Origin of the sequence: Microvirga flocculans ATCC BAA-817, assembly GCF_000518665.1 — a bacterium.
GTDB lineage: Bacteria > Pseudomonadota > Alphaproteobacteria > Rhizobiales > Beijerinckiaceae > Microvirga > Microvirga flocculans.
This window is the reverse complement of the sequence record NZ_JAEA01000006.1, coordinates 77,369-95,407: the sequence shown is the minus strand read 5'-3', so window position 1 is coordinate 95,407 and position 18,039 is coordinate 77,369. Positions and strand designations below refer to the sequence as shown.

Annotated in this window: 22 protein-coding genes; 8 read left to right on the top strand and 14 right to left on the bottom strand. The window is 64.2% G+C overall.

Annotated features, from left to right (window positions below; translation table 11 throughout):
- Positions 1-191: 191 nt before the first annotated feature.
- The 6 genes from hpf to L879_RS23580 all read left to right on the top strand — a co-directional run bounded on the left by hpf (position 192) and on the right by L879_RS23580 (position 3,293).
- Entirely contained in the window at positions 192-623 is a 432-nt protein-coding gene (hpf, locus tag L879_RS20835; RefSeq protein WP_084020788.1) for a ribosome hibernation-promoting factor, HPF/YfiA family, read from the top strand.
- Positions 624-967: 344 nt separating this feature from the next.
- Entirely contained in the window at positions 968-1,393 is a 426-nt protein-coding gene (locus tag L879_RS24590) for a hypothetical protein (protein WP_368086311.1), read from the top strand.
- A 120-nt stretch (positions 1,394-1,513) separates the two neighbouring features.
- Positions 1,514-1,975, top strand: a complete 462-nt coding sequence (locus L879_RS0107325; protein WP_027315532.1) for an Hsp20 family protein — start codon at positions 1,514-1,516, stop codon at positions 1,973-1,975.
- An 87-nt stretch (positions 1,976-2,062) separates the two neighbouring features.
- Positions 2,063-2,371: a hypothetical protein gene (locus tag L879_RS20825; protein ID WP_035458958.1), complete on the top strand. Its 309-nt coding sequence runs from the start codon at positions 2,063-2,065 to the stop codon at positions 2,369-2,371.
- 14 nt (positions 2,372-2,385) lie between these two features.
- The gene (locus tag L879_RS20820) at positions 2,386-2,724 is read left to right on the top strand and encodes a hypothetical protein (RefSeq protein ID WP_051435126.1); all 339 of its coding nucleotides are present in this window, start codon (positions 2,386-2,388) and stop codon (positions 2,722-2,724) included.
- 332 nt (positions 2,725-3,056) lie between these two features.
- Positions 3,057-3,293 carry a hypothetical protein gene (locus L879_RS23580; RefSeq protein ID WP_154664121.1) on the top strand — a complete coding sequence of 79 codons (237 nt, stop codon included), beginning with the start codon at positions 3,057-3,059 and terminating at the stop codon, positions 3,291-3,293.
- Positions 3,294-3,499: 206 nt separating this feature from the next.
- Here the strand turns inward: L879_RS23580 and glgX are convergent, their stop codons facing one another.
- The 12 genes from glgX to L879_RS0107250 all read right to left on the bottom strand — a co-directional run bounded on the left by glgX (position 3,500) and on the right by L879_RS0107250 (position 14,841).
- The gene (gene glgX, locus L879_RS20815) at positions 3,500-5,662 is read right to left on the bottom strand and encodes a glycogen debranching protein GlgX (RefSeq protein ID WP_051435125.1); all 2,163 of its coding nucleotides are present in this window, start codon (positions 5,660-5,662) and stop codon (positions 3,500-3,502) included.
- Between the two features lie 136 nt (positions 5,663-5,798).
- Complete coding sequence (locus L879_RS20810) at positions 5,799-6,929, bottom strand: sensor histidine kinase (protein WP_368086310.1); 1,131 nt, start codon at positions 6,927-6,929, stop codon at positions 5,799-5,801.
- Positions 6,919-8,424 (bottom strand): ATPase domain-containing protein, encoded by a 1,506-nt coding sequence (locus L879_RS0107295; protein ID WP_027315530.1) that lies wholly within the window; start codon positions 8,422-8,424, stop codon positions 6,919-6,921. Before L879_RS0107295 ends, L879_RS20810 begins: the two co-directional genes overlap by 11 nt.
- Positions 8,425-8,682: 258 nt before the next feature.
- Complete coding sequence (locus tag L879_RS0107290; protein ID WP_027315529.1) at positions 8,683-9,384, bottom strand: Crp/Fnr family transcriptional regulator; 702 nt, start codon at positions 9,382-9,384, stop codon at positions 8,683-8,685.
- Between the two features lie 6 nt (positions 9,385-9,390).
- A complete protein-coding gene (gene ftsH, locus L879_RS0107285) occupies positions 9,391-11,235 on the bottom strand; it encodes an ATP-dependent zinc metalloprotease FtsH (protein WP_027315528.1) in 1,845 nt (614 codons plus the stop codon).
- Positions 11,236-11,338: 103 nt separating this feature from the next.
- Positions 11,339-11,686: a hypothetical protein gene (locus tag L879_RS22665; protein WP_051435124.1), complete on the bottom strand. Its 348-nt coding sequence runs from the start codon at positions 11,684-11,686 to the stop codon at positions 11,339-11,341.
- Between the two features lie 82 nt (positions 11,687-11,768).
- Complete coding sequence (locus L879_RS0107275; RefSeq protein ID WP_027315527.1) at positions 11,769-12,137, bottom strand: SPW repeat protein; 369 nt, start codon at positions 12,135-12,137, stop codon at positions 11,769-11,771.
- Positions 12,138-12,164: 27 nt separating this feature from the next.
- Positions 12,165-12,506 carry a DNA-directed RNA polymerase subunit omega gene (rpoZ, locus tag L879_RS24660; RefSeq protein WP_084020784.1) on the bottom strand — a complete coding sequence of 114 codons (342 nt, stop codon included), beginning with the start codon at positions 12,504-12,506 and terminating at the stop codon, positions 12,165-12,167.
- A gap of 9 nt (positions 12,507-12,515) precedes the next feature.
- Positions 12,516-13,247 carry an NADH dehydrogenase ubiquinone Fe-S protein 4 gene (locus L879_RS0107265; protein WP_027315526.1) on the bottom strand — a complete coding sequence of 244 codons (732 nt, stop codon included), beginning with the start codon at positions 13,245-13,247 and terminating at the stop codon, positions 12,516-12,518.
- A gap of 22 nt (positions 13,248-13,269) precedes the next feature.
- Positions 13,270-13,650, bottom strand: coding sequence for a hypothetical protein (locus L879_RS20795; RefSeq protein WP_154664120.1), 381 nt, complete (start codon positions 13,648-13,650; stop codon positions 13,270-13,272).
- A 74-nt stretch (positions 13,651-13,724) separates the two neighbouring features.
- The gene (locus L879_RS0107255) at positions 13,725-14,246 is read right to left on the bottom strand and encodes an Hsp20/alpha crystallin family protein (protein WP_027315525.1); all 522 of its coding nucleotides are present in this window, start codon (positions 14,244-14,246) and stop codon (positions 13,725-13,727) included.
- Positions 14,247-14,337: 91 nt separating this feature from the next.
- Complete coding sequence (locus tag L879_RS0107250) at positions 14,338-14,841, bottom strand: Hsp20 family protein (RefSeq protein ID WP_027315524.1); 504 nt, start codon at positions 14,839-14,841, stop codon at positions 14,338-14,340.
- 247 nt (positions 14,842-15,088) lie between these two features.
- Here L879_RS0107250 and L879_RS0107245 point away from each other — a divergent pair, with 247 nt between their 5' ends.
- Together L879_RS0107245 and L879_RS0107240 are read left to right on the top strand one after the other, a co-directional pair.
- A complete protein-coding gene (locus tag L879_RS0107245) occupies positions 15,089-15,331 on the top strand; it encodes a hypothetical protein (RefSeq protein WP_027315523.1) in 243 nt (80 codons plus the stop codon).
- A gap of 34 nt (positions 15,332-15,365) precedes the next feature.
- Positions 15,366-15,596 (top strand): hypothetical protein, encoded by a 231-nt coding sequence (locus tag L879_RS0107240; protein WP_027315522.1) that lies wholly within the window; start codon positions 15,366-15,368, stop codon positions 15,594-15,596.
- 367 nt (positions 15,597-15,963) lie between these two features.
- Here the strand turns inward: L879_RS0107240 and L879_RS24225 are convergent, their stop codons facing one another.
- Together L879_RS24225 and groL are read right to left on the bottom strand one after the other, a co-directional pair.
- Positions 15,964-16,242, bottom strand: a complete 279-nt coding sequence (locus L879_RS24225) for a DUF6522 family protein (RefSeq protein WP_035458953.1) — start codon at positions 16,240-16,242, stop codon at positions 15,964-15,966.
- A gap of 135 nt (positions 16,243-16,377) precedes the next feature.
- Positions 16,378-18,015, bottom strand: coding sequence for a chaperonin GroEL (groL, locus tag L879_RS0107230; RefSeq protein ID WP_027315521.1), 1,638 nt, complete (start codon positions 18,013-18,015; stop codon positions 16,378-16,380).
- Between the last annotated feature and the right edge of the window lie 24 nt (positions 18,016-18,039).

Genomic DNA, 18,039 nt, shown 5'->3' with positions numbered 1-18,039 from the left:
CGGAACTCAAGCCTGAGCTCCTTCTCCCCGCTCCGGCGGATGCTCAGAACACCACCTGGACCGACACGCCAATAGGAGAATGCATGGGAACGGTTAGTCCCTGCATGGATTGCCTGGTGCCTGCACGGCCGGTGAGGTCTCTGCATATCCGAAAAAGTTACGCGCTCAACCTTCATTGCATGGAGGAACGGATGAAGCTGAAAGGCGTCGATCGAACCATCCTGGTGCAAAGCTCGAACATCGATCTGGGCGACGTGCTCCCCGACTACGCCCGGACGAGGATCCTGCAGATGGCGGGCAAATACTTCGGGCACCTGAACACGGCCAGCGTGCACTTCACCCGCGAAGGTGTCCTGTACCGGTGCACGGTCAACGTTCAAATGGGCGCGCTCAAGATGATGAGCGGCGAGGCCAAGAGTGCCGACATCTATGCCGCGTTCAGAATTGCGCTCGAAAGGGTGGCCAAGCAGCTGCGGCGGGCCAAGCGCGAGCTGCGCGAGGACAAGGCGCAGCGGGTCGACAAGCATCCGGCTTGGCTGCGTAGCTCCACCGGCCGCCGCCTCGGCTTGGGCATGCCGATGGGGACCGATCACGGCAGCGCCCGCCGGGTGGCTGCGGAATAACCTGACGACCGGAAGCCACGCAGGCCTATCCGGGCGGACGGGAGTGAACGCCAGCTGTTTCCTCCCGTCCGGCACCGGCACATCGTTAGGAATGCCGATGCCAGAGGATTAGTCGCCGTCCTGCAACAGGTCGCGGCGCTTCCGCCACCGAGGCGGCCGGATCGATCCGGGTTGAGCTAAGTCTAACCCCGATCAACTCGTACACGGAGGGGCCCCAGCTAAGGAAACCCTCAAGCTGATCAGGTGTTTGACAGGTCGGGCCTGACCAGGCCTGCATCGTTTGATCGGCCGCAACCTGCGAAACCATTTTCCGATCTACATGAGATGGGAGACCGACAGCATTCATGGATACCGAGATGCACCGCACCTTTATCCCTGATGAGGCTTTGACCCAAAGCCGTCCGATCCTCGCCGACCCAAATGGCGAGCGGCAGAGCGGGTCAGTGCGCCAGGGCGCTTCTCGTACGCGCTACGACCTGTTCCGGAACCGTCATGAACCGGAGCTCTACTGCGCCGTTCCCGAGAATCGGGCCGCGCCCGCTTTCGTCCAGTCCGATGGGTGGCAGGTTGCCGGCCAGATTGACGAAGCCGCCCCGGTGCCTCTGGGCTTCGACCGGCAGGCGGCCAGGACCGGGTCACACCTCAACGGGTTTTATCTGTTCGTGGCCTTCGGTCCAATCCCCGCATGGGAAGGGGACGCTCATGATGGCGCGCCGTTGGCTCGTGCCCGCTCGCGAAGTTTCTTCAAATGGGGTGCGCAGCACTCTTGAAACCGAGGAAAACCACTTCCTACATCACCATGAGCCAAGGCTCTTGATGAGCTTGGCGGATCGGGCGCCGGCGGGTGTCCGGCGCTCTTGTGGTTACGTTGCTCGAGGGAGGATGTAGCTATGAGGACCGCGTTTGATTTCTCTCCCCTGTATCGGTCGACCGTCGGCTTCGACCGCCTGTTCGACATGCTTGACCAGTCGGCTCGCACGGAGCCTGCGCCCAGCTGGCCGCCGTACAATGTCGAGAAGCTCGGTGAGGACCATTACCGCATCACCATGGCGGTGGCCGGCTTCTCGCCGGACGATATCGAGATCATCCAGAAAGAGAACGCGCTGCTGGTGGCGGGGCACAAGCATCCGGAGCAGGAGAACGGACAGTTCCTGCACCGCGGCATTGCGACCCGCGCCTTCAAGCAGACCTTCAACCTGGCGGACTACGTCAAAGTCAAGGAAGCGAAGCTGGAGAACGGCCTGCTGACGGTCGATCTCGTGCGCGAGGTGCCGGAGGAGATGAAGCCCCACCGGATCGAGATCACGACCGGCGGCGGTCCGACGACCGTCAAGCATGACAAGGCCGCGTAGCGACCAGATCAATTCGGGATGATCGCTGGTCCGGGCGCGCCAATCGCCGCCCGGACCTAACCCTTTGCTCGATGGAGGAAGGACACGATGGATCGAGTGACCATTGACCGGCAAACCACCCAGGATCGGTCAAGCCCATCCATACGATTGGATGGCCACCAACACGGTGAGCCGCTTGAGGCGGAACGCCTTTCGTTCCAGGACCCACAAGAGGTTGTGGCCGACCCAAGGTTACGTGCTAGCGAGAAGCGGGCGATCCTCGCCGGTTGGGCCTCGGATGCCTGCGCGGTGGAGAACCTGCCGAACTGGCGCAAGCTGCCCCAGAGCGGAGCTCTCGTGCTGCTAGACGATATCCTCGACGCGCTGCAGGCGCTCGATGAAAGCACGCTCCATTAAGCGGGGAGGGTGCCATGACCACGCTCAACCCACGCGACTGGCCCCGCCTGCCGGACTGGCTCGATCCGCATGAGGGCCGCCGCAGTCCGCAAGAAGCCAACCGAGAGGTGCTGGAACGGTTCTGCATGTCGGTGGCGTTCTGCCTGTGCTTCGCGGCCATCGCGCCGACGCACCTGATGCCGTTTGTGTTCGCCGGCCTGCTTTTCCTGGCTGGAATCGCATCTGTGAGCCTCGCAGTCCTGCGCGGAGACCAGCCGCTGGTCTCGCATCTGACCGCCTGGGATGAGGCGGCTTTCCTGTTCACCGCGAGCCTCGGGCTGCGCCTCTGGCTCGGACCGTTCCCAGCCGATTGAACGCGATCGGGAAAGTTCACTAACTGTCACGCACCTGGAGCACCGCAATGGAGCAGCAGACGAGCAGGATCGCAGAGAACCGATTACCACCGATGTATCCAACGACAGGGCGTCTTTGGCCCGACAGAGAGAGGAAAGGCGATCCTAAAGGCTCAGCGGACGTCTTCCGCCGACTGACCAGTGAGCGGGTGGAAGGACCAAACCCTGCAGGGGTCGTGCGATGGGTCGCTCGGCTACGTGGTCGCTCCAGCGGTCAGGGCACTCCACTCCTGCCGGATCTCGACCGGGCCCTTGTCAACCCAGCGTCCGTCTTCGACACGCCTCAAGACGTCGTGCGCCATCCTCTCCTGACGATCGACTGCAAGCGAGAGATCCTTGGGCGCTGGGCTTGGGACGAGTATCTCCTTGAACTCGCCGATGCCGAGGGTATGCCGGGAGGTGGGCCCTCCCGGCTGGATGAGGTCAAGGCGGCGCTGCGGCTCGTCAGCAAGGAGCACAGTCCTGATCCCGCGGCGCCCGCAGCTCATGTCGTGCCTTACCGCTGGGACGAGAATGCCCTTGCCGCTTAGGGGAGGTCCCAGGCGAAGAACCGATCGGCTTCTCCGGTTTACTGAAGGCCGGTGAGATCCGCGCTGTTGCTCCAATCCCTCGTGCCCTCCCGTCTGGCTCGTGCTGCCGCACCGCATAAGGCGAGGATATCTCCTTCGCTTCCCGGTGGCCGGGACGAGAGTGCCGACACCGGCCGTCGCGCGAACAGCCGGCGACCGGGACGCCTTTACGGCGTCTCGGGCATCAATTCAAAGAGGAGGAGAGTACGGCCGCGCGCCTCGAAAGTCGCTCCGGCCGGCAGGATTACATTACTGGAACCATCGACCTGGTTGGTGTCTGTCAAACATCTCCACTTCTGGCCCCCGACGACCGGTGGCAGCGTGAAAAGGACGCTGTCATGATGCGCGTTCAGGACAAGGAACAGGGTGACCTCGGCCCCGCGTTTTCTGATTCCTGTCGGCTGGGCGCGCCCATCCAGGAGGATGCCGAGCGCCCGTGCATGCGGCTCCTGCCAATGCGCCGGCGCCATTTCCTCCGCCGCCGGAGTTAGCCATGTCACGTCCTTGACGCCGAGCTGCTCGTTGTAGACGCCGGTCAGGAACCGGCTGCGACGCAGCATGGGCAGGGCGTGGCGCAGCTCGATCAGGCGGCGGGTGAATGAGATGAGCGCCCGCCCGCCCTCGTCGATCCCGTCCCAATCGATCCAGGAGACCGCGTTGTCTTGGGCATAGGCGTTGTTGTTGCCGGCCTGCGTGCGGGCGAACTCGTCCCCGGCCAGAATCATCGGCGTGCCTTGCGAGAACAGCAGCGTGGCGAGCATGTTGCGCATCTGCCGGAACCGCAGCGCGCGAATGGCAGGATCAGAGCTGGGTCCCTCGACACCATAGTTGGCGGACAGATTGTGCGCGTGCCCGTCGCGGTTGTCCTCGCCGTTGGCCTCGTTGTGCTTGTGCTCGTAGGACACGAGGTCGTTGAGCGTGAAGCCGTCATGGGCAGTAACGAAGTTGACCGAAGCGAACGGCTTGCGGCCTCGCCGGTTGAACAGATCTCCGGACGCCGTCACGCGGGCAGCGAGTTCCGGCAGAATTCCTTCGTCGCCCCGCCAGTAAGCCCGCACCGTATCGCGATAGCGGTCGTTCCACTCCGACCAGCCCGGCGGGAAGCGGCCGACCTGGTAGCCGCCCGGACCGAGATCCCATGGCTCCGCGATGAGCTTGACCTGGCTCAGCACGGGGTCCTGGCGGCAGGAATCGAGGAAGCCGCCACCCTCGTCGAACCCGTGAGCCTCTCGGGCCAGGATGGTCGCGAGATCGAACCGGAAGCCGTCGACGTGCATCTCCTGCGCCCAGTAGCGCAGGGAGTCGGTGACCATCTGCAGCACGCGCGGATGGCTCAGATTGACCGTGTTTCCAGTACCTGTGTCGTTGATGTAGTAGCGCGGATCCGGTGCGAGCCTATAGTAGGAAGCGTTGTCGATGCCCCTGAACGACAGCGTCGGCCCGAGTTCATTGCCTTCCGCCGTGTGATTATACACGACGTCTAAGATCACCTCGAGGCCGGCCTCGTGAAAATGGGCCACCATCTCCTTGAACTCGGTGATGAACGGCGTTCCGAGATAGCGCGGATGAGGCGCGAAAAAGCCGATGGTGTTGTAGCCCCAGTAGTTCCGCAGGCCTTTCTCGATCAGATGAGCGTCATCGATGAAGGCGTGAACGGGCAGGAGCTCAACCGCCGTCACCCCAAGGCGTTTGATGTAGTCGATCACCGAGCGGTGCATCATCCCGGAGAAGGTTCCTCGCAGCCTGCGGGGAACCGCTGGATGGCGCATCGTGTAGCCGCGCAGGTGCGCCTCATAGACGATCGTGCGGTCCCACGGCACCCGTGGACGACGCTCGTTGCCCCAGGTGAAGGCCGGGTCGACCACCCGGCACTTGGGCATGAACGGCGCGCTGTCGCGGGTGTCGAAGGACCGATCCAAATCAGGCGAGCCGACCGTGTATCCGAACAGGGCGGGATCCCAGGTGAGCTCCCCGACGATCTGCTTCGCGTAAGGATCGAGCAGGAGCTTGTTCGGGTTAAAGCGGTGACCGGCCGCGGGTTCGTACGGCCCGTGCACGCGGTAGCCATAGGTGGTGCCCGGACGGGCGTCGGGCAGGTAGCCGTGCCAGACTTCTTCGGTGTACTCCGGAAGCTCGATCCGCTCCAGCTCGCGCTCGCCCGTCTCGTCGAACAGGCACAGCTCCACCTTCGTGGCGTTGGCCGAGAACAGGGCGAAGTTGACGCCGAGCCCGTCCCAGGTGGCCCCGAGCGGAAACGGCAGGCCTTCCCGAACAAGGGAGGATGGCGCAGGCTCGTGCGGATCGGCGGGGCTCCGGTCTTGCAGGCTCATGTGACACCAGGAGAAAGGGCGGAGACCCGAAGCCTAGACGTCACCGGTGCGAAAGGCGAGCCCTGGGGCCGCGGGGCCGGACGGAATGGAAAGCGGGCCGGCGACCGCGCTGACGGCTTGCCTCACAAAGGATTTGTCATGGCTCCCAGCGCGCGGCAACGGGCGCGCGCCCTCGCGTCGCATGGCCCAGCAAGGGCTGCGTTAAGGAGACGGGATTGGCCGACGAAGACTGTTCCGGAGCGGGATTGGCAGGTGTTGCCGGCAGCGGCAGCTCCAGGAAGAAGCTGAGACCATCGCGGTCGAAGTCAAACCGGAGAGCCGCTTTGCATTGGTGCATGAGGACTTGCTGGATCAGCTTCGACCCGAACCCCGTGCGACTGGGCTTCTCGACCGGAGGTCCATGACGTTCTGCCCAGCGAAGTGTCAGAACGCGGCCCTCACCGATCTCCGTGACATCCCACGTCACCTCCAAGCGTCCCTCCGGGACAGCAAGGGCGCCGTATTTCGCGGCGTTGGTGGTGAGCTCATGAAGCGCCATGCCCAATGGTACGGCGACATCAGCGGACAGCTCGACCTCAGGCCCGGCGAGATGCACGCGCTCGCAGGCGTCGTCGTAGGGCGAAAGTTCGCTGCGGAGGATGTCGGCCAACGCCGCCGTCCGCCATGTGGAGTCGACCAGGAGGCTGTGCGTCCTGGACAGGGCGAGAATGCGGTCCGCGAACACTTTCTTGAAGTCGTCGACGGTCTTCGCCGAGCCAGCGGTCGCCCGGAGGAGCGCAAGGACGGTGGCCAGTGTGTTCTTCACCCGGTGGTGCAGCTCGCGGATGAGGAGCGCCTGATGCTCTTCCGAGCGTTTCCTCTCCTCCAGGTATGCCTCGGCCTCGCGCTGCCGGCGCCTCGCGCGCATCGCCGAACGAACCGCGTTCACGAGCACCGAGGGATGAAAGGGCCGCTCGAGCACCGTGACGTTGCCAAGAACTTCGATCAGGTTGGTGCTGGCGGAGCCGCCGCGCAGCGTCAGGAGGATGAACGGAAAATCCGACCATGGCGGCTGGCGGCTGACCCAATCGGCAAGGGCCGTGAGGTCCATATGCGCAAGAGCCTCCTCCGCAACCACGGCGCAGCCTGCCTGCGCGAGCTCTTGGGTGAGCGCACCAAGATCAGGGCAGATCGTTGAAGCAACTCCGGCTTGGTCCAGAATGCCCGCCGCGACCGTGGCGTCCCGCCCCAATGGCGTCAGGATGAGGGCTGGGATCTCACGCTCCATCATCGCCCCGCTGGCCTAACAGAGAGCTGTCTGGTCCTCGGAATGCGGGAACGCCGGTCAGCACACCGCGGAATTGCTCCAGCGGCTCACCGACGCGCAGGCCACGTTCGTCAAGGGACAGCTCCCGGATGGAGTTCTCATGGGCTCCGGTGCGCTTCTTGATGGCCGCAATTGAACGGCGGATCCGGCCGCCGGCTTCGAAGAAGCGGAGCAGCATCACTGTATCGCTCAAATAAGTGAGATCGAGAGGTGACGCGACCTGACCCACCATGCCGCTCTGAGCCAGAACCAGGATCGTGATGACGCCTTGCTGGTTGAGATAGGTGAGCAGCTCATGCATCTGCAAGAGCATGAACTGCTCCTCGGGCATCGCGTTCAAATAACCGCTGAGGCTGTCGATGACGACAATCCGGACCCCTCTTTCCACGGCATCGCGGACCCGCCCGGTGAACTCTCCGGGAGACAGATCGGCCGGATCCACCTGCGCGATGGACAAGCCTCCGGTCTCGGCAAAGCGGGCAAGGTCCATGCCGATGCTGGCAGCCCGGGTCAGGAGGACGTGCTTGGTCTCATCGAAGCTGACCATCAAAGCCTGATTCCCTCGGGCGAGGGCCTCAAACACGAAGGCAAGGGCCAGCGAGGACTTGCCGGCTCCGGAGGGCCCGATCACCAGAGTGCTGGTCCCCGGATCGAGACCGCCGCCAAGGAGGTTGTCGAGTTCAGCGATGCCGCTGCTCGCCGGCTCCCGCTGGAACTCCCGATGATGATCGGCCGCGACCAGGCGGGGAAAGACATGCAGTCCGCCCCGGCGGATGACAAAGTCATGGTAACCGCCCCGGAAGGCCGTCCCGCGCATTTTGACGACGCGGATGCGCCGCCGCTCGGAGCCGTAGAGAGGCGCGAGCTGGTCGAGGCGAATCACGGCATGGCTCACGCTGTGCAGGTCCAGATCGTCCTGCTCGGAGGTCAGGTCGTCGAGGACGAGGGCCGTCGCATCATGGAGGAGAAAGAAGTTCTTCAGCGCGAGCACCTGGCGCCGGTAGCGGAGCGCGCCTTGGGACAGCAGGCGGATTTCGGAGAGGCTGTCGAAGACCAGCCGCTGCGGCTTCACCCGCTCGACTTCGGCTTTGACCATATGCACCGTCTCACCGAGCTCGAGCTCGGACGAATAAAGAAGGCTCTGCTGCTGCTTGGGGTCGAAGCTCAGTTCGGGCGGAACGAGTTCATAAATCTCGATGCCCTCGAGAGACCAGCCATGGCGTCCCCCCACCGAGAGGAGTTCGCGCTTGCTTTCCGACAGGGTGATGTAAAGGCAACGTTCGCCGCGCCGAACCCCGTCCAGCAGGAATTGCAGGCCCAGGGTTGTCTTGCCCGAGCCGGGTCGGCCCTCGATGAGGTGGGCGCGGTTCGATGCGTATCCTCCGGAAAGGATATCATCAAGGCCGGGAACGCCAGTCGGCACGGGAGCAGCGTCATTGGGGGCAGTGACAGACATCAGATATCGTTATCCTTTATGACTGACACGGTTGGTGGGCCGCCAAGTCAGGTGGCGGCTGTTCCTGTCGGACCATGTGCCAACTGTCCTGCCGGGAGACCCAGCCGCTTCCGCGTTGTCCGGCAAAAGGAATGCCTGACCGGCTTCCATTGTGGGCCACTTTGGGAGAATGGTCTGTCAACTGGTTAACATAGCTGGGCCTTATGGCCCTGGACAGAGACGGTCCGGCCCGGTGAAATCGGATGATCCGCCTGATGGTCACCTTGGCTGATGCTGCTCGTACTGCTGCCTGATCAGGCCATAGCATTCGCAGCAAACCTCCTCCAAGCCCTGCCGGTCGAGGATCGTGATCTGGCCCCGATGATACCGGATGAGGCCGGCTCGCTGAAGCGTGCGGGCCACAAGGTTGACGGCCGGTCGACTCACAGCCAGCATCTGCGCCAAAAACTCCTGGGTCAGGAGAAAGGTATCACTGCCGCTTCGATCATGGGCCATCAGCAGCCAGCGGGCGCACCGTTCCTCGACCGAATGGACGCCGTTGCACGCGACGGATTGCATGACCTGCCCGAGATACGCCCGGGAATAGGTCAGCAGCGCGGTCTGGAAGGCGGGGAGTTCCCGTTGCAGCCTGCGGAAGGACTGGATGTCGATCATGAGCGCGGAGCCGGGCATCTGGACAATGGATCGGTGCAGGGCCCTGTCCGCGCCCAGAACGGCTGTAATGCTGACCATTCCCTCACGCCCCGTGGTGGCGATTTCGGCCACGTCGCCCGACTCGAAGACGCTCACCGTGGAGATGATGCCGCTCTCCGGAAAATAGACATGGGTGAACGGCTCGCCGCCCTCGATCAGTTCGCGACCGTTGATGAGCTCGATCGGCTGGCAGACCGGCTTGATCAGCTTCCACTCCTGGGGCGGGAGAGCGGCGAGAATGCGGTTTTTGGGTTTCGAGGTCGGCATGGCACGCTATTCTGCGGCGAGTTCACCGGGTGTGGAGCCGGCCGGCCCGACCAGCCGGGCGAGTTCCGCTTCATCGAGCGTCTCTTTCTCCAAGAGGCGACGCGCCGTCCGCTCCAGGACGTCGCGTCGCTCTTCCAGAAGTTTGACCGTCCGCTGCATCGCCGCCTGGACGATGGCCCGGACTTCCTCATCGATGGCAGCCGCGGTTTCGTCGGCGTAATCGCGCTCCTGTGGCGGCAGCAGGTCCTGTCCGGACAGGAAGGTGCGCCGATCCTTCTCCAGCGCCACATGGCCGAGCCGCTCCGACATGCCGTACTTGGTGACCATGCTGCGGGCGATATCGGTCACGCGGGCCAGGTCGTCGGCCGCGCCGGTCGACAAGTGCCCGAACACGATCAGCTCGGCGGCGCGCCCGCCGAGCAGCACCGCCATCTTGTTCTCCAATTCCTCGCGCGTCATCAGGAAACGGTCCTCAGTCGGCCGTTGGATCGTGTAGCCGAGCGCCCCGACGCCGCGGGGGATGATCGAGACCTTGTGCACAGGATCGACGCCGGGCAGCGCCATGGCGACGAGCGCGTGCCCCATCTCGTGGTAGGCCACGACCTCGCGCTCCTTCGGGTTCAGGAGCCGGTTGCGTTTCTCCAGACCGGCGACGATGCGCTCGATGGCGTTGTTAAAGTCGGCCATCGTCACCGCCTCGGCCCCACGCCGTGTGGCGAGCAGGGCCGCCTCGTTGACGAGGTTGGCCAGATCCGCGCCGGTGAAGCCCGGCGTGAGCGCCGCCACCTTCTCGGCGTCAACGTCGGGCGCCAGTTTCGCCTTGCGCATATGCACCTGCAGGATCTGGACGCGGCCCTTCTTGTCGGGACGGTCCACCAGCACCTGACGGTCGAAGCGTCCGGCGCGCAGCAGCGCCGGATCGAGGATTTCGGGCCGGTTGGTGGCCCCGAGCAGGACCAGGCCCGTGCGGGAGTCGAAGCCGTCGAGCTCGACGAGGAGCTGGTTCAGCGTCTGCTCCTTCTCGTCATGCCCACCCGCATAGGGTACGACGCCACGGGCCCGGCCGAGCGCGTCGAGCTCGTCGATGAAGATGATGGCCGGCGCCTTCTCGCGCGCCTGCTGGAACAGGTCGCGCACCCGCGCCGCGCCGACGCCCACGAACATCTCGACGAACTCGGAGCCGGAAATGGAAAAGAATGGCACCTTCGCCTCGCCGGCCACCGCCTTGGCGAGCAGGGTCTTACCCGTACCGGGCGGGCCGACCAGAAGCACGCCCTTTGGCATGCGCCCGCCGAGACGGCCGTATTGCTCCGGGTTCTTCAGGAAGTCCACGATCTCGCGCAACTCGTCCTTGGCCTCGTCGACCCCGGCAACGTCGTCGAACTTCACGCCCGTATCGGTTTCGACGTAGACCTTGGCCTTGCTCTTGCCGATCTGCATCAACCCGCCGCCCAGCCCAGCGCCGTCGGCAAAGCGCTTGGCCAGATAGGTCCACAACCCGAAAAAGACGAGGACGGGCAGGACCCAGGAAAGGATGTCGCGAAACAGCGTGCTCTCGATTTGGCCGGTGTAGGTGGCGCCGTATTGCTCCAGCTCCCGGGCGAAGACCGGGTCCACGCGGGTGGTGGCGAACCATGTCTGGCCGCTTGGGAGAGGCTCCTTCAGTCTTCCTTGAATGAAGCGGTCGGAAACCCCGATCTCCGCTACCTTGCCGCTCCGGAGCAACTCCTGAAACTGGCTGTAGGGAATGGATGCGATCTGCTGAGCGCTGGCGAGGAAATACTGGATAACGAGAACGCCCAGGAATGCGGCGATCGCATAGCCGATATTAAAGCGTGTCTGCTTCGTCATTGCGGTGCCTTCCTCCATCCAACTCGGTGTTTAGTCCGTGCAATCGCCTCAGACGACGGGCGAGAAGAGATCCGCAGGGCGCGGATCTCTTCCGACGATCAGCTTAGTGGCACACGGTTCGCCGATGCGCCTGCCAGCCCCAGCCCGGCACCCATTCGCGCCAGCGATCGGTGACGCAGGTTCGTTCCGCAACGTGGCGGGCATAGACCGGATAGGGACCAGCGACATAGGTCGGTCCGGGCACGGCATGGTACGGGCGTGAACTGGCCGCGATCGCGCTTCCAAGGGCGAGTCCGGTCAGCGCGCCAACAGCCGCGGCAGGACCGGGATGCCACCCCACATGATGGTGCCAGGGTCCATGGCGCCAATGCGCCGAAGCAGCGGTCGGCACCGTCACGGCCGAAAGGAGGGACAGTGCGGCGAAAGCAGCTTTGATGAGACGCTTCATCATTGAGCCTCCATTGTATCGGTCAAACGTATCCCGTGAGCACGGGACGGGCCGGAGGGCGGAGATACTCCGGCCCATGCGGCTTTTATCCCGCCAGCTTTTCCGGCTTGTTGTGGATCATCCACAGTTCGAGCGCGGCGAGTGCCGCGACGGTGAGGCCCACGCCAAGGTGGCACGCCATCGCGGCCGTCACACCCGAGAAGCCCAGTGCCCACGGGGCGATGGCGGCCCAGAGGCCGAGGGCGAGGCTTGCCCAGCCTTCCCACTCGCGCAGCTCGATAAACCCGGCCAGGGCGATCATGATCGCGAGAACACCGATCAGGCCGGCGCTCCACATGGCCGTCTGCTCGCCCGCGAAGCCAAACAGCCAGGGCGACCCGACAAGGAAAGCACCGGCCAGCGCGGTGATGATGTTGATCGCGGTGAGTTCACTCCAATGTTTCAGGTTCTTCATCGTTGACCTCCTTCGTTGAAGCTAGCGTCAGTGATAAGGCACCTGTGCAGGTGCACCCCCATCCAACGATCCAGTGGCATCGGCAATGGGGGAGCTCGGGGCAGGCCCCCGGACGGGCGGCCTGCCGAAATCGATGGCGTCGGTCCCAAGCGCCGCGAAGCGCTCGATCAATTGCCGGCGGAGCGCGTCGGGGTCGATCCGCCGCGCCGCGACCTCGCGCAAGGCGAGCACGGTCGGCTTTTCGTCGCCGGGGTCGACCTGGGGTTCGGCCCCGTTCCAGAGATCGTGCGCCCGCCGGGCGGCGAGAAGGACCAGCTCAAACCGGTTCGGCACGACCCGTTCGCAGTCTCTCGTGGTGATGCGAGCCATGGGTTCCTCCTATGCGGCAGACCTGCCCTGCGGCGAGGTGTTCACGGATAGGAGCACCTGCGTCCGCTCCAGCTGGTCGAGCATCAGCAGCGCGGACTTGACTTCGCCGTAGCGGGACGGCTTGCCGGCGGCCGGAGACTCGTCGGCCTCCACCTCCAGCAGCCATTCGTCCCAGGCCCAGCGACGCAGGATCTCGCGCTTGTCGTCCATCGAAAGGCTCGGATCGTGAACCACCTCGGACGGCGCAGCGAAGACGCTGGCCGGATCGACGAGAGCCCGGTCCAGGTCGGGCCTGCGGCCGATGGCGGCGACGCCATACTGGGCGTCCATCCAGGCCAGCGCGGCGGCCGTCATGTAGAGGTCCGCCGCCTCGCGCTGCTGCGCCTCCATGTGACTGCGCTCGCGCTCGGCGCCGGTAGCTGCGACCGGTTCGCCCTCGACACGGTACGCCAGACCTTCGCGCTCGGCATACGCGATCGCTTCCTCTTTCGAGCCGAATCTGAGTTCAACCTGCGTCAGCGTATCGTCGTCGGCCGTCCAGCCCATCAGCGGTTCGATGGTCTGCGGCAGGCGTCGTTCGAAGCGCAACACCCATTGGCCCGTTCCGGCGCGGCCGGAGGTCGTGACCGGCCGCGTGCGGCGAGCGATCAGCGCCTGCGCATCCTGCGGCCAGGGCTGACCCGGGATCAGGCGGGACACCGGCGGCTGATTGTGTCCGATTCCGATAAGGCGTTCGTTCATGGCCAGCCTCCATCAAGCCCGCCTAATGCGGAAGCGTCCGACGGGCGGTCCGCTTGCGATTGCCTCGAACGGCCTGGACCGCGCTGAGGTATTCGCCGGCAGCCGAGGCGTCGAACAGGGCGAGTGCCTCGATGACGGCATCAATGCGGGACTTCACCTGCAGGTCGGGCATGACCCTGCCGGCGACCTGCTCGATCACGAGCTCGTCGCGCGCCCATGACAGCAGGATGGTCCGCTTCTCCTCGTCGCTGAACCAAGGGTGCTCCACCACCTCCTGCGGGCTCGCAAAGATGTTCACCGGGTCCACCAGGGCCTCCACGAACGAGCGTTCGGAGTTCCCAGGCGATGGAATCTGAGAGACAGGAACAGGGTTGGCGTCGGATTTGGTCTCAATCGTCTCCATGATCATCCTCCCTCCGATGAGCGAAGGATGGCGCGGGGCAGCCGCGCAGGCCTGCCCCGCACCGCGTCAGGTGGTTAGTGCTTGCCCCCTTGGGCCTTCCCGTTGACCGGGATGCGCTTGGCCTTCTCCTGCGCCTTGGCGGACTTGGGCAGGGTGACGGTGAGCACGCCGTTGTTGAACGACGCCTCGACCTTGTCGTCCTCGACCGCGAAGGGCAGGGGGATCACCCGCTCGAAGCGGCCATAGTAGCGCTCGCTGAAGCGGCGCTCCTTGTCCTCGGCCTCGGCCTTCTTCTCGCCGCGGATGGTCAGGACGTCGTCATCGACGAGGACCTCGACGTCCTTCTCATCCAGGCCGGGAAGCTCGGCCGAGACGCGAACGTCCTTGTCCGTCTCGACCGCTTCGATGCTGGGCCAGGTCGGCATACGTCCGAGAAGCGACGGCATGCCGCCCTCAAAACGGCTGAACACGTCGTCGAACAGCCGGTTCATCTCGCGGTGGAGGGTCATGAAGGGGCTCAGCTCCTCACCGCGGAAGGTGCTGGGGACCATCGATCGTTCATTGCGGCCCCACGGAATCAGATCACGCATGTTCATCATCTCCTCCTTTCGTCATCTGGCTTGAACGAGAGCAAGGGTTCGATGCCGGTTGCCCGGCACCGTTGCACCCGTCATCGAGTGCGTCTGCTTACGCGGCTTTGCTCTTGCTCTGCGGCTCGTGCTCGATCTGCTGAGGCTGGTTGTCCTGAGCGAGAGCCTTCGTGCCGGTGCCGGACGCAATTTCGATCCGACGCGGCTTGAGCTCCTCTGGGACTTCGCGCTTCAGCTCGATCGTCAGCAGTCCGTTCTCGAGGCCCGCTCCCGTGACCTTCACGTGGTCAGCCAGATTGAAGGTCTGCTTGAAGGCGCGGGTGGCGATGCCGCGGTGGAGAACCTGCACGCCTTCGGGCTCAGGATGCTTCTGGCCATTCACGAAGAGCGTGTTTTCCTGCTGGACGAGCTCGATCTCGTCGGGCGAGAAGCCGGCGACCGCCATGGTGATGCGATACTGGTCATCGCCCGCCTTCTCGATGTTGTAAGGCGGCCAGTTGGTCAGCGGCTCAACCCGGCTGGCCTGATCGAGCATGTCGATCAGCCGATCGAAGCCGACCGTCGAGCGGAAGAGGGGAGAGAAGTCTAGGGTCGTTCTCATAGCTACATCCTCCATTGAGCAACGTAACCATAAGAGCGCCGGACACCCGCCGGCGCCCGAGGTGCCAAGCTCTTGAAAAGCCTCGGCAATCATCGAGGTAGGAACGCCCCCGCGGCGTGTCAAGACCCCGCCCCGCAGCAAGACGACAGGTTTTGTTGAGCCTGTCCGCAGCCGATCTCGCCGGTCTTGATGATGGGAAAACCGATCCCACATCGAAGCCGGTTTCCCGTCACACAGGAGATCGCACATGACCGACACGCTGACGCGAGACGAGGTGAGGGCGCTCACCGGGCGTTCGGACGACCGCGTGGTGACCGAGATCCTCGCCATGGGCGCAAGCCGGGCCGAACTGGCCGTGGCACGGGCGTGGCTCGAGAACGACGAGGCCATGCTGAACGAGGGCAGGCCGATTCCCTCCGGTCGCGTCGCCCGCTTGGTCGAGATGCTCCAAGCCAATGACGAGGATCTTCCCGCTATTCCAAAGCTCTGAAAGTCTGTTCTTGGATCGCTAGAGGAATCCTGCCATGACAACCGGATACTTCTTCGTCAAGCTTCGCGGCGCCGATGACGTCTCTGGGCTCGTTCTCCCGGACGTTGGCGATCGCAAAGCCCTGCTCCGCAAAGGAGCCGAACTACTTTCCCATCTCCACGCGGCGCCGGTGCGTCCGGACGAGATCGAACTCGTGCCGTACTTTCCGCCGCAGTCGGAGACGGTTCTGGTCCGCCAGCCCAATCAGCACTTTGGGCTGGCGTGAGTTCAATCAGTCAGTCGCGCGCTGGAAGGACGTCGGGATGACCGGACTGGTCGATGGGTACCGCAGGATGAGCCTGCTCGGAGACGGTTGGTTGCGTTCGGTTCGTTGGAACCAACCCGGGACAATCCTTGTTGCCTATGTGTAGGTTTCCGGATTGGTACGAGGTCCGCTCGGGTGGCATTGGTCCCCCAGGACGTTTTCCCTTGGCTGATCTGTACCGGAGCCTACGCGGCACGAACCGGGCTCTCCCGACTGAGTGCCCGAAGCCCAGAGTGCAACACGCTCTGGGCTTTGTTGTGGGCACTATCGGCCGGCTCGCGCAAAGCATGATCGTGACGTCTTCAGAGAGCGCGGGCGCGGTCAATGACTATATCGACGGAGCTCTGGGAGGGGCTTCACTCTGGCCTCCCGCCTCCTCTTGGATGATAGAGCCGTCCGCGCCGACGATTGCCCGCCAGACTGCTCCGCCGCACCGCACCGTCAACCGCGATAAACCCGCATCCTCGCCTTGGCCGGCCTCCACCAGACTTGTCACAAGACCCGCTTTCATATGGCGGCGGAGTTCGTCAGCGGACAGACCGAGCTTTGGGGCAAGCTCGTCAGGATTCAGCACGTAGTCACCGCGACTGTCGCGCTCGATACGCATCGGACCACCTCCACTTGAGTCTGCCAGAGGTCCGGCAAGGCGCTATGGAGATACTTCTCCCCGTCTGTCATTCGCGAACGGCTGAAAGGGGGCCAGGTTTTGTCCTGGCCGCCCTCCGTGCCACTTCGCGTTCGCTTAGAAGTCCATGCCGCCCATGCCACCACCGCCCGGCATGGCGGGAGCGGCCTCCTTCTTCGGCATCTCGGCGACCATGGCTTCGGTCGTGACCAGCAGGCCGGCCACGGAAGCGGCGTCCTGCAGAGCCGTGCGCACGACCTTCGCCGGGTCGACGATGCCGGCCTGAAGCAAATCGACGAACTCTTCCGTCTGGGCGTCGAAGCCATAGCTCAAGGAGTCGTTGCCAGTGATCTTGCCGACCACGATCGAGCCTTCCACGCCGGCGTTCTCGGCGATCTGGCGGATCGGAGCCTCCAGGGCGCGCAGCACGATGTTGATGCCAGCCTGAATGTCCGAGTTATCACTCGTCAGCTTTGCCACCGCCGCTTTCGCGCGCAGCAGAGCCGTGCCGCCACCCGGCAGGATGCCTTCCTCGACCGCGGCCTTGGTCGCGTGCATGGCGTCGTCGACGCGGTCCTTCTTCTCCTTCACCTCGACCTCGGTCGCACCGCCGACGCGGATCACCGCGACGCCGCCGGCGAGCTTGGCGAGACGCTCCTGGAGCTTCTCGCGGTCGTAGTCCGAGGTGGTCTCCTCGATCTGCGCCTTGATCTGAGCCACGCGGGCCTCGATGTCGGCCTTCCGGCCGGCGCCGTCGATGATCGTGGTGTTCTCCTTCTCGATGCGGACGCGCTTGGCGCGGCCGAGCATGTCGAGGGTCACGTTCTCGAGCTTGATGCCGAGGTCCTCAGAAATCGTCTGACCGGCGGTCAGGATCGCGATGTCCTCGAGCATGGCTTTGCGGCGGTCACCGAAGCCGGGAGCCTTGACGGCGGCGACCTTCAGGCCGCCCCGGAGCTTGTTGACCACGAGGGTGGCGAGAGCCTCGCCTTCAATGTCCTCGGCGATGATCAGCAGAGGCTTGCCGGTCTGCACCACCGCCTCGAGGATCGGCAGCATCGTCTGCAAGGAAGAAAGCTTCTTCTCGTGAATGAGGATGTAGGGATCCTCGAGCTCCGCGATCATCTTCTCGGCGTTCGTGATGAAGTACGGCGAGAGATAGCCGCGGTCGAACTGCATGCCTTCCACGATATCGAGCTCGGTCTCGGCGGTCTTGGCTTCCTCGACGGTGATCACGCCTTCGTTGCCGACCTTCTGCATGGCTTTTGCCAGCATGCGGCCGATCTCAGTATCGCCATTGGCCGAGATGGTGCCGATCTGCGCGATCTCCTCGGAGGATTGGATTTTCTTTGCATGGGCCTGGATGTCCTTCACGGCCTCTGCCACGGCGAGATCGATGCCGCGCTTGAGGTCCATGGGGTTCATGCCGGCGGCCACCGCCTTGGCGCCCTCGCGCACGATGGCCTGGGCCAGAACCGTCGCCGTGGTGGTGCCGTCACCCGCCACTGTGCTGGTCTTGCTCGCGACCTCGCGCACCATCTGGGCGCCCATGTTCTCGAACTTGTCGGCAAGCTCGATCTCCTTGGCGACGGTCACGCCGTCCTTGGTGATGCGGGGAGCCCCGAAGCTCTTCTCGATCACCACGTTGCGGCCCTTGGGACCGAGCGTGACCTTCACCGCATTGGCGAGAATGTCGACGCCGCGGAGCATCTTCTCGCGGGCGTCCGATGAGAATTTGACTTCCTTAGCTGCCATGGAATTCAACTCCTATCGTGATGA

Coding starts and splice junctions, on each gene's coding strand:
- hpf (WP_084020788.1), top strand. CDS start 192: ATGAAGCTGAAAGGCGTCGATCGAACCATCCTGGTGCAAAGCTCGAAC.
- L879_RS24590 (WP_368086311.1), top strand. CDS start 968: ATGGATACCGAGATGCACCGCACCTTTATCCCTGATGAGGCTTTGACC.
- L879_RS0107325 (WP_027315532.1), top strand. CDS start 1,514: ATGAGGACCGCGTTTGATTTCTCTCCCCTGTATCGGTCGACCGTCGGC.
- L879_RS20825 (WP_035458958.1), top strand. CDS start 2,063: ATGGATCGAGTGACCATTGACCGGCAAACCACCCAGGATCGGTCAAGC.
- L879_RS20820 (WP_051435126.1), top strand. CDS start 2,386: ATGACCACGCTCAACCCACGCGACTGGCCCCGCCTGCCGGACTGGCTC.
- glgX (WP_051435125.1), bottom strand. CDS start 5,662: ATGAGCCTGCAAGACCGGAGCCCCGCCGATCCGCACGAGCCTGCGCCA.
- L879_RS20810 (WP_368086310.1), bottom strand. CDS start 6,929: ATGGAGCGTGAGATCCCAGCCCTCATCCTGACGCCATTGGGGCGGGAC.
- L879_RS0107295 (WP_027315530.1), bottom strand. CDS start 8,424: ATGTCTGTCACTGCCCCCAATGACGCTGCTCCCGTGCCGACTGGCGTT.
- L879_RS0107290 (WP_027315529.1), bottom strand. CDS start 9,384: ATGCCGACCTCGAAACCCAAAAACCGCATTCTCGCCGCTCTCCCGCCC.
- ftsH (WP_027315528.1), bottom strand. CDS start 11,235: ATGACGAAGCAGACACGCTTTAATATCGGCTATGCGATCGCCGCATTC.
- L879_RS22665 (WP_051435124.1), bottom strand. CDS start 11,686: ATGATGAAGCGTCTCATCAAAGCTGCTTTCGCCGCACTGTCCCTCCTT.
- L879_RS0107275 (WP_027315527.1), bottom strand. CDS start 12,137: ATGAAGAACCTGAAACATTGGAGTGAACTCACCGCGATCAACATCATC.
- rpoZ (WP_084020784.1), bottom strand. CDS start 12,506: ATGGCTCGCATCACCACGAGAGACTGCGAACGGGTCGTGCCGAACCGG.
- L879_RS0107265 (WP_027315526.1), bottom strand. CDS start 13,247: ATGAACGAACGCCTTATCGGAATCGGACACAATCAGCCGCCGGTGTCC.
- L879_RS20795 (WP_154664120.1), bottom strand. CDS start 13,650: ATGGAGACGATTGAGACCAAATCCGACGCCAACCCTGTTCCTGTCTCT.
- L879_RS0107255 (WP_027315525.1), bottom strand. CDS start 14,246: ATGAACATGCGTGATCTGATTCCGTGGGGCCGCAATGAACGATCGATG.
- L879_RS0107250 (WP_027315524.1), bottom strand. CDS start 14,841: ATGAGAACGACCCTAGACTTCTCTCCCCTCTTCCGCTCGACGGTCGGC.
- L879_RS0107245 (WP_027315523.1), top strand. CDS start 15,089: ATGACCGACACGCTGACGCGAGACGAGGTGAGGGCGCTCACCGGGCGT.
- L879_RS0107240 (WP_027315522.1), top strand. CDS start 15,366: ATGACAACCGGATACTTCTTCGTCAAGCTTCGCGGCGCCGATGACGTC.
- L879_RS24225 (WP_035458953.1), bottom strand. CDS start 16,242: ATGCGTATCGAGCGCGACAGTCGCGGTGACTACGTGCTGAATCCTGAC.
- groL (WP_027315521.1), bottom strand. CDS start 18,015: ATGGCAGCTAAGGAAGTCAAATTCTCATCGGACGCCCGCGAGAAGATG.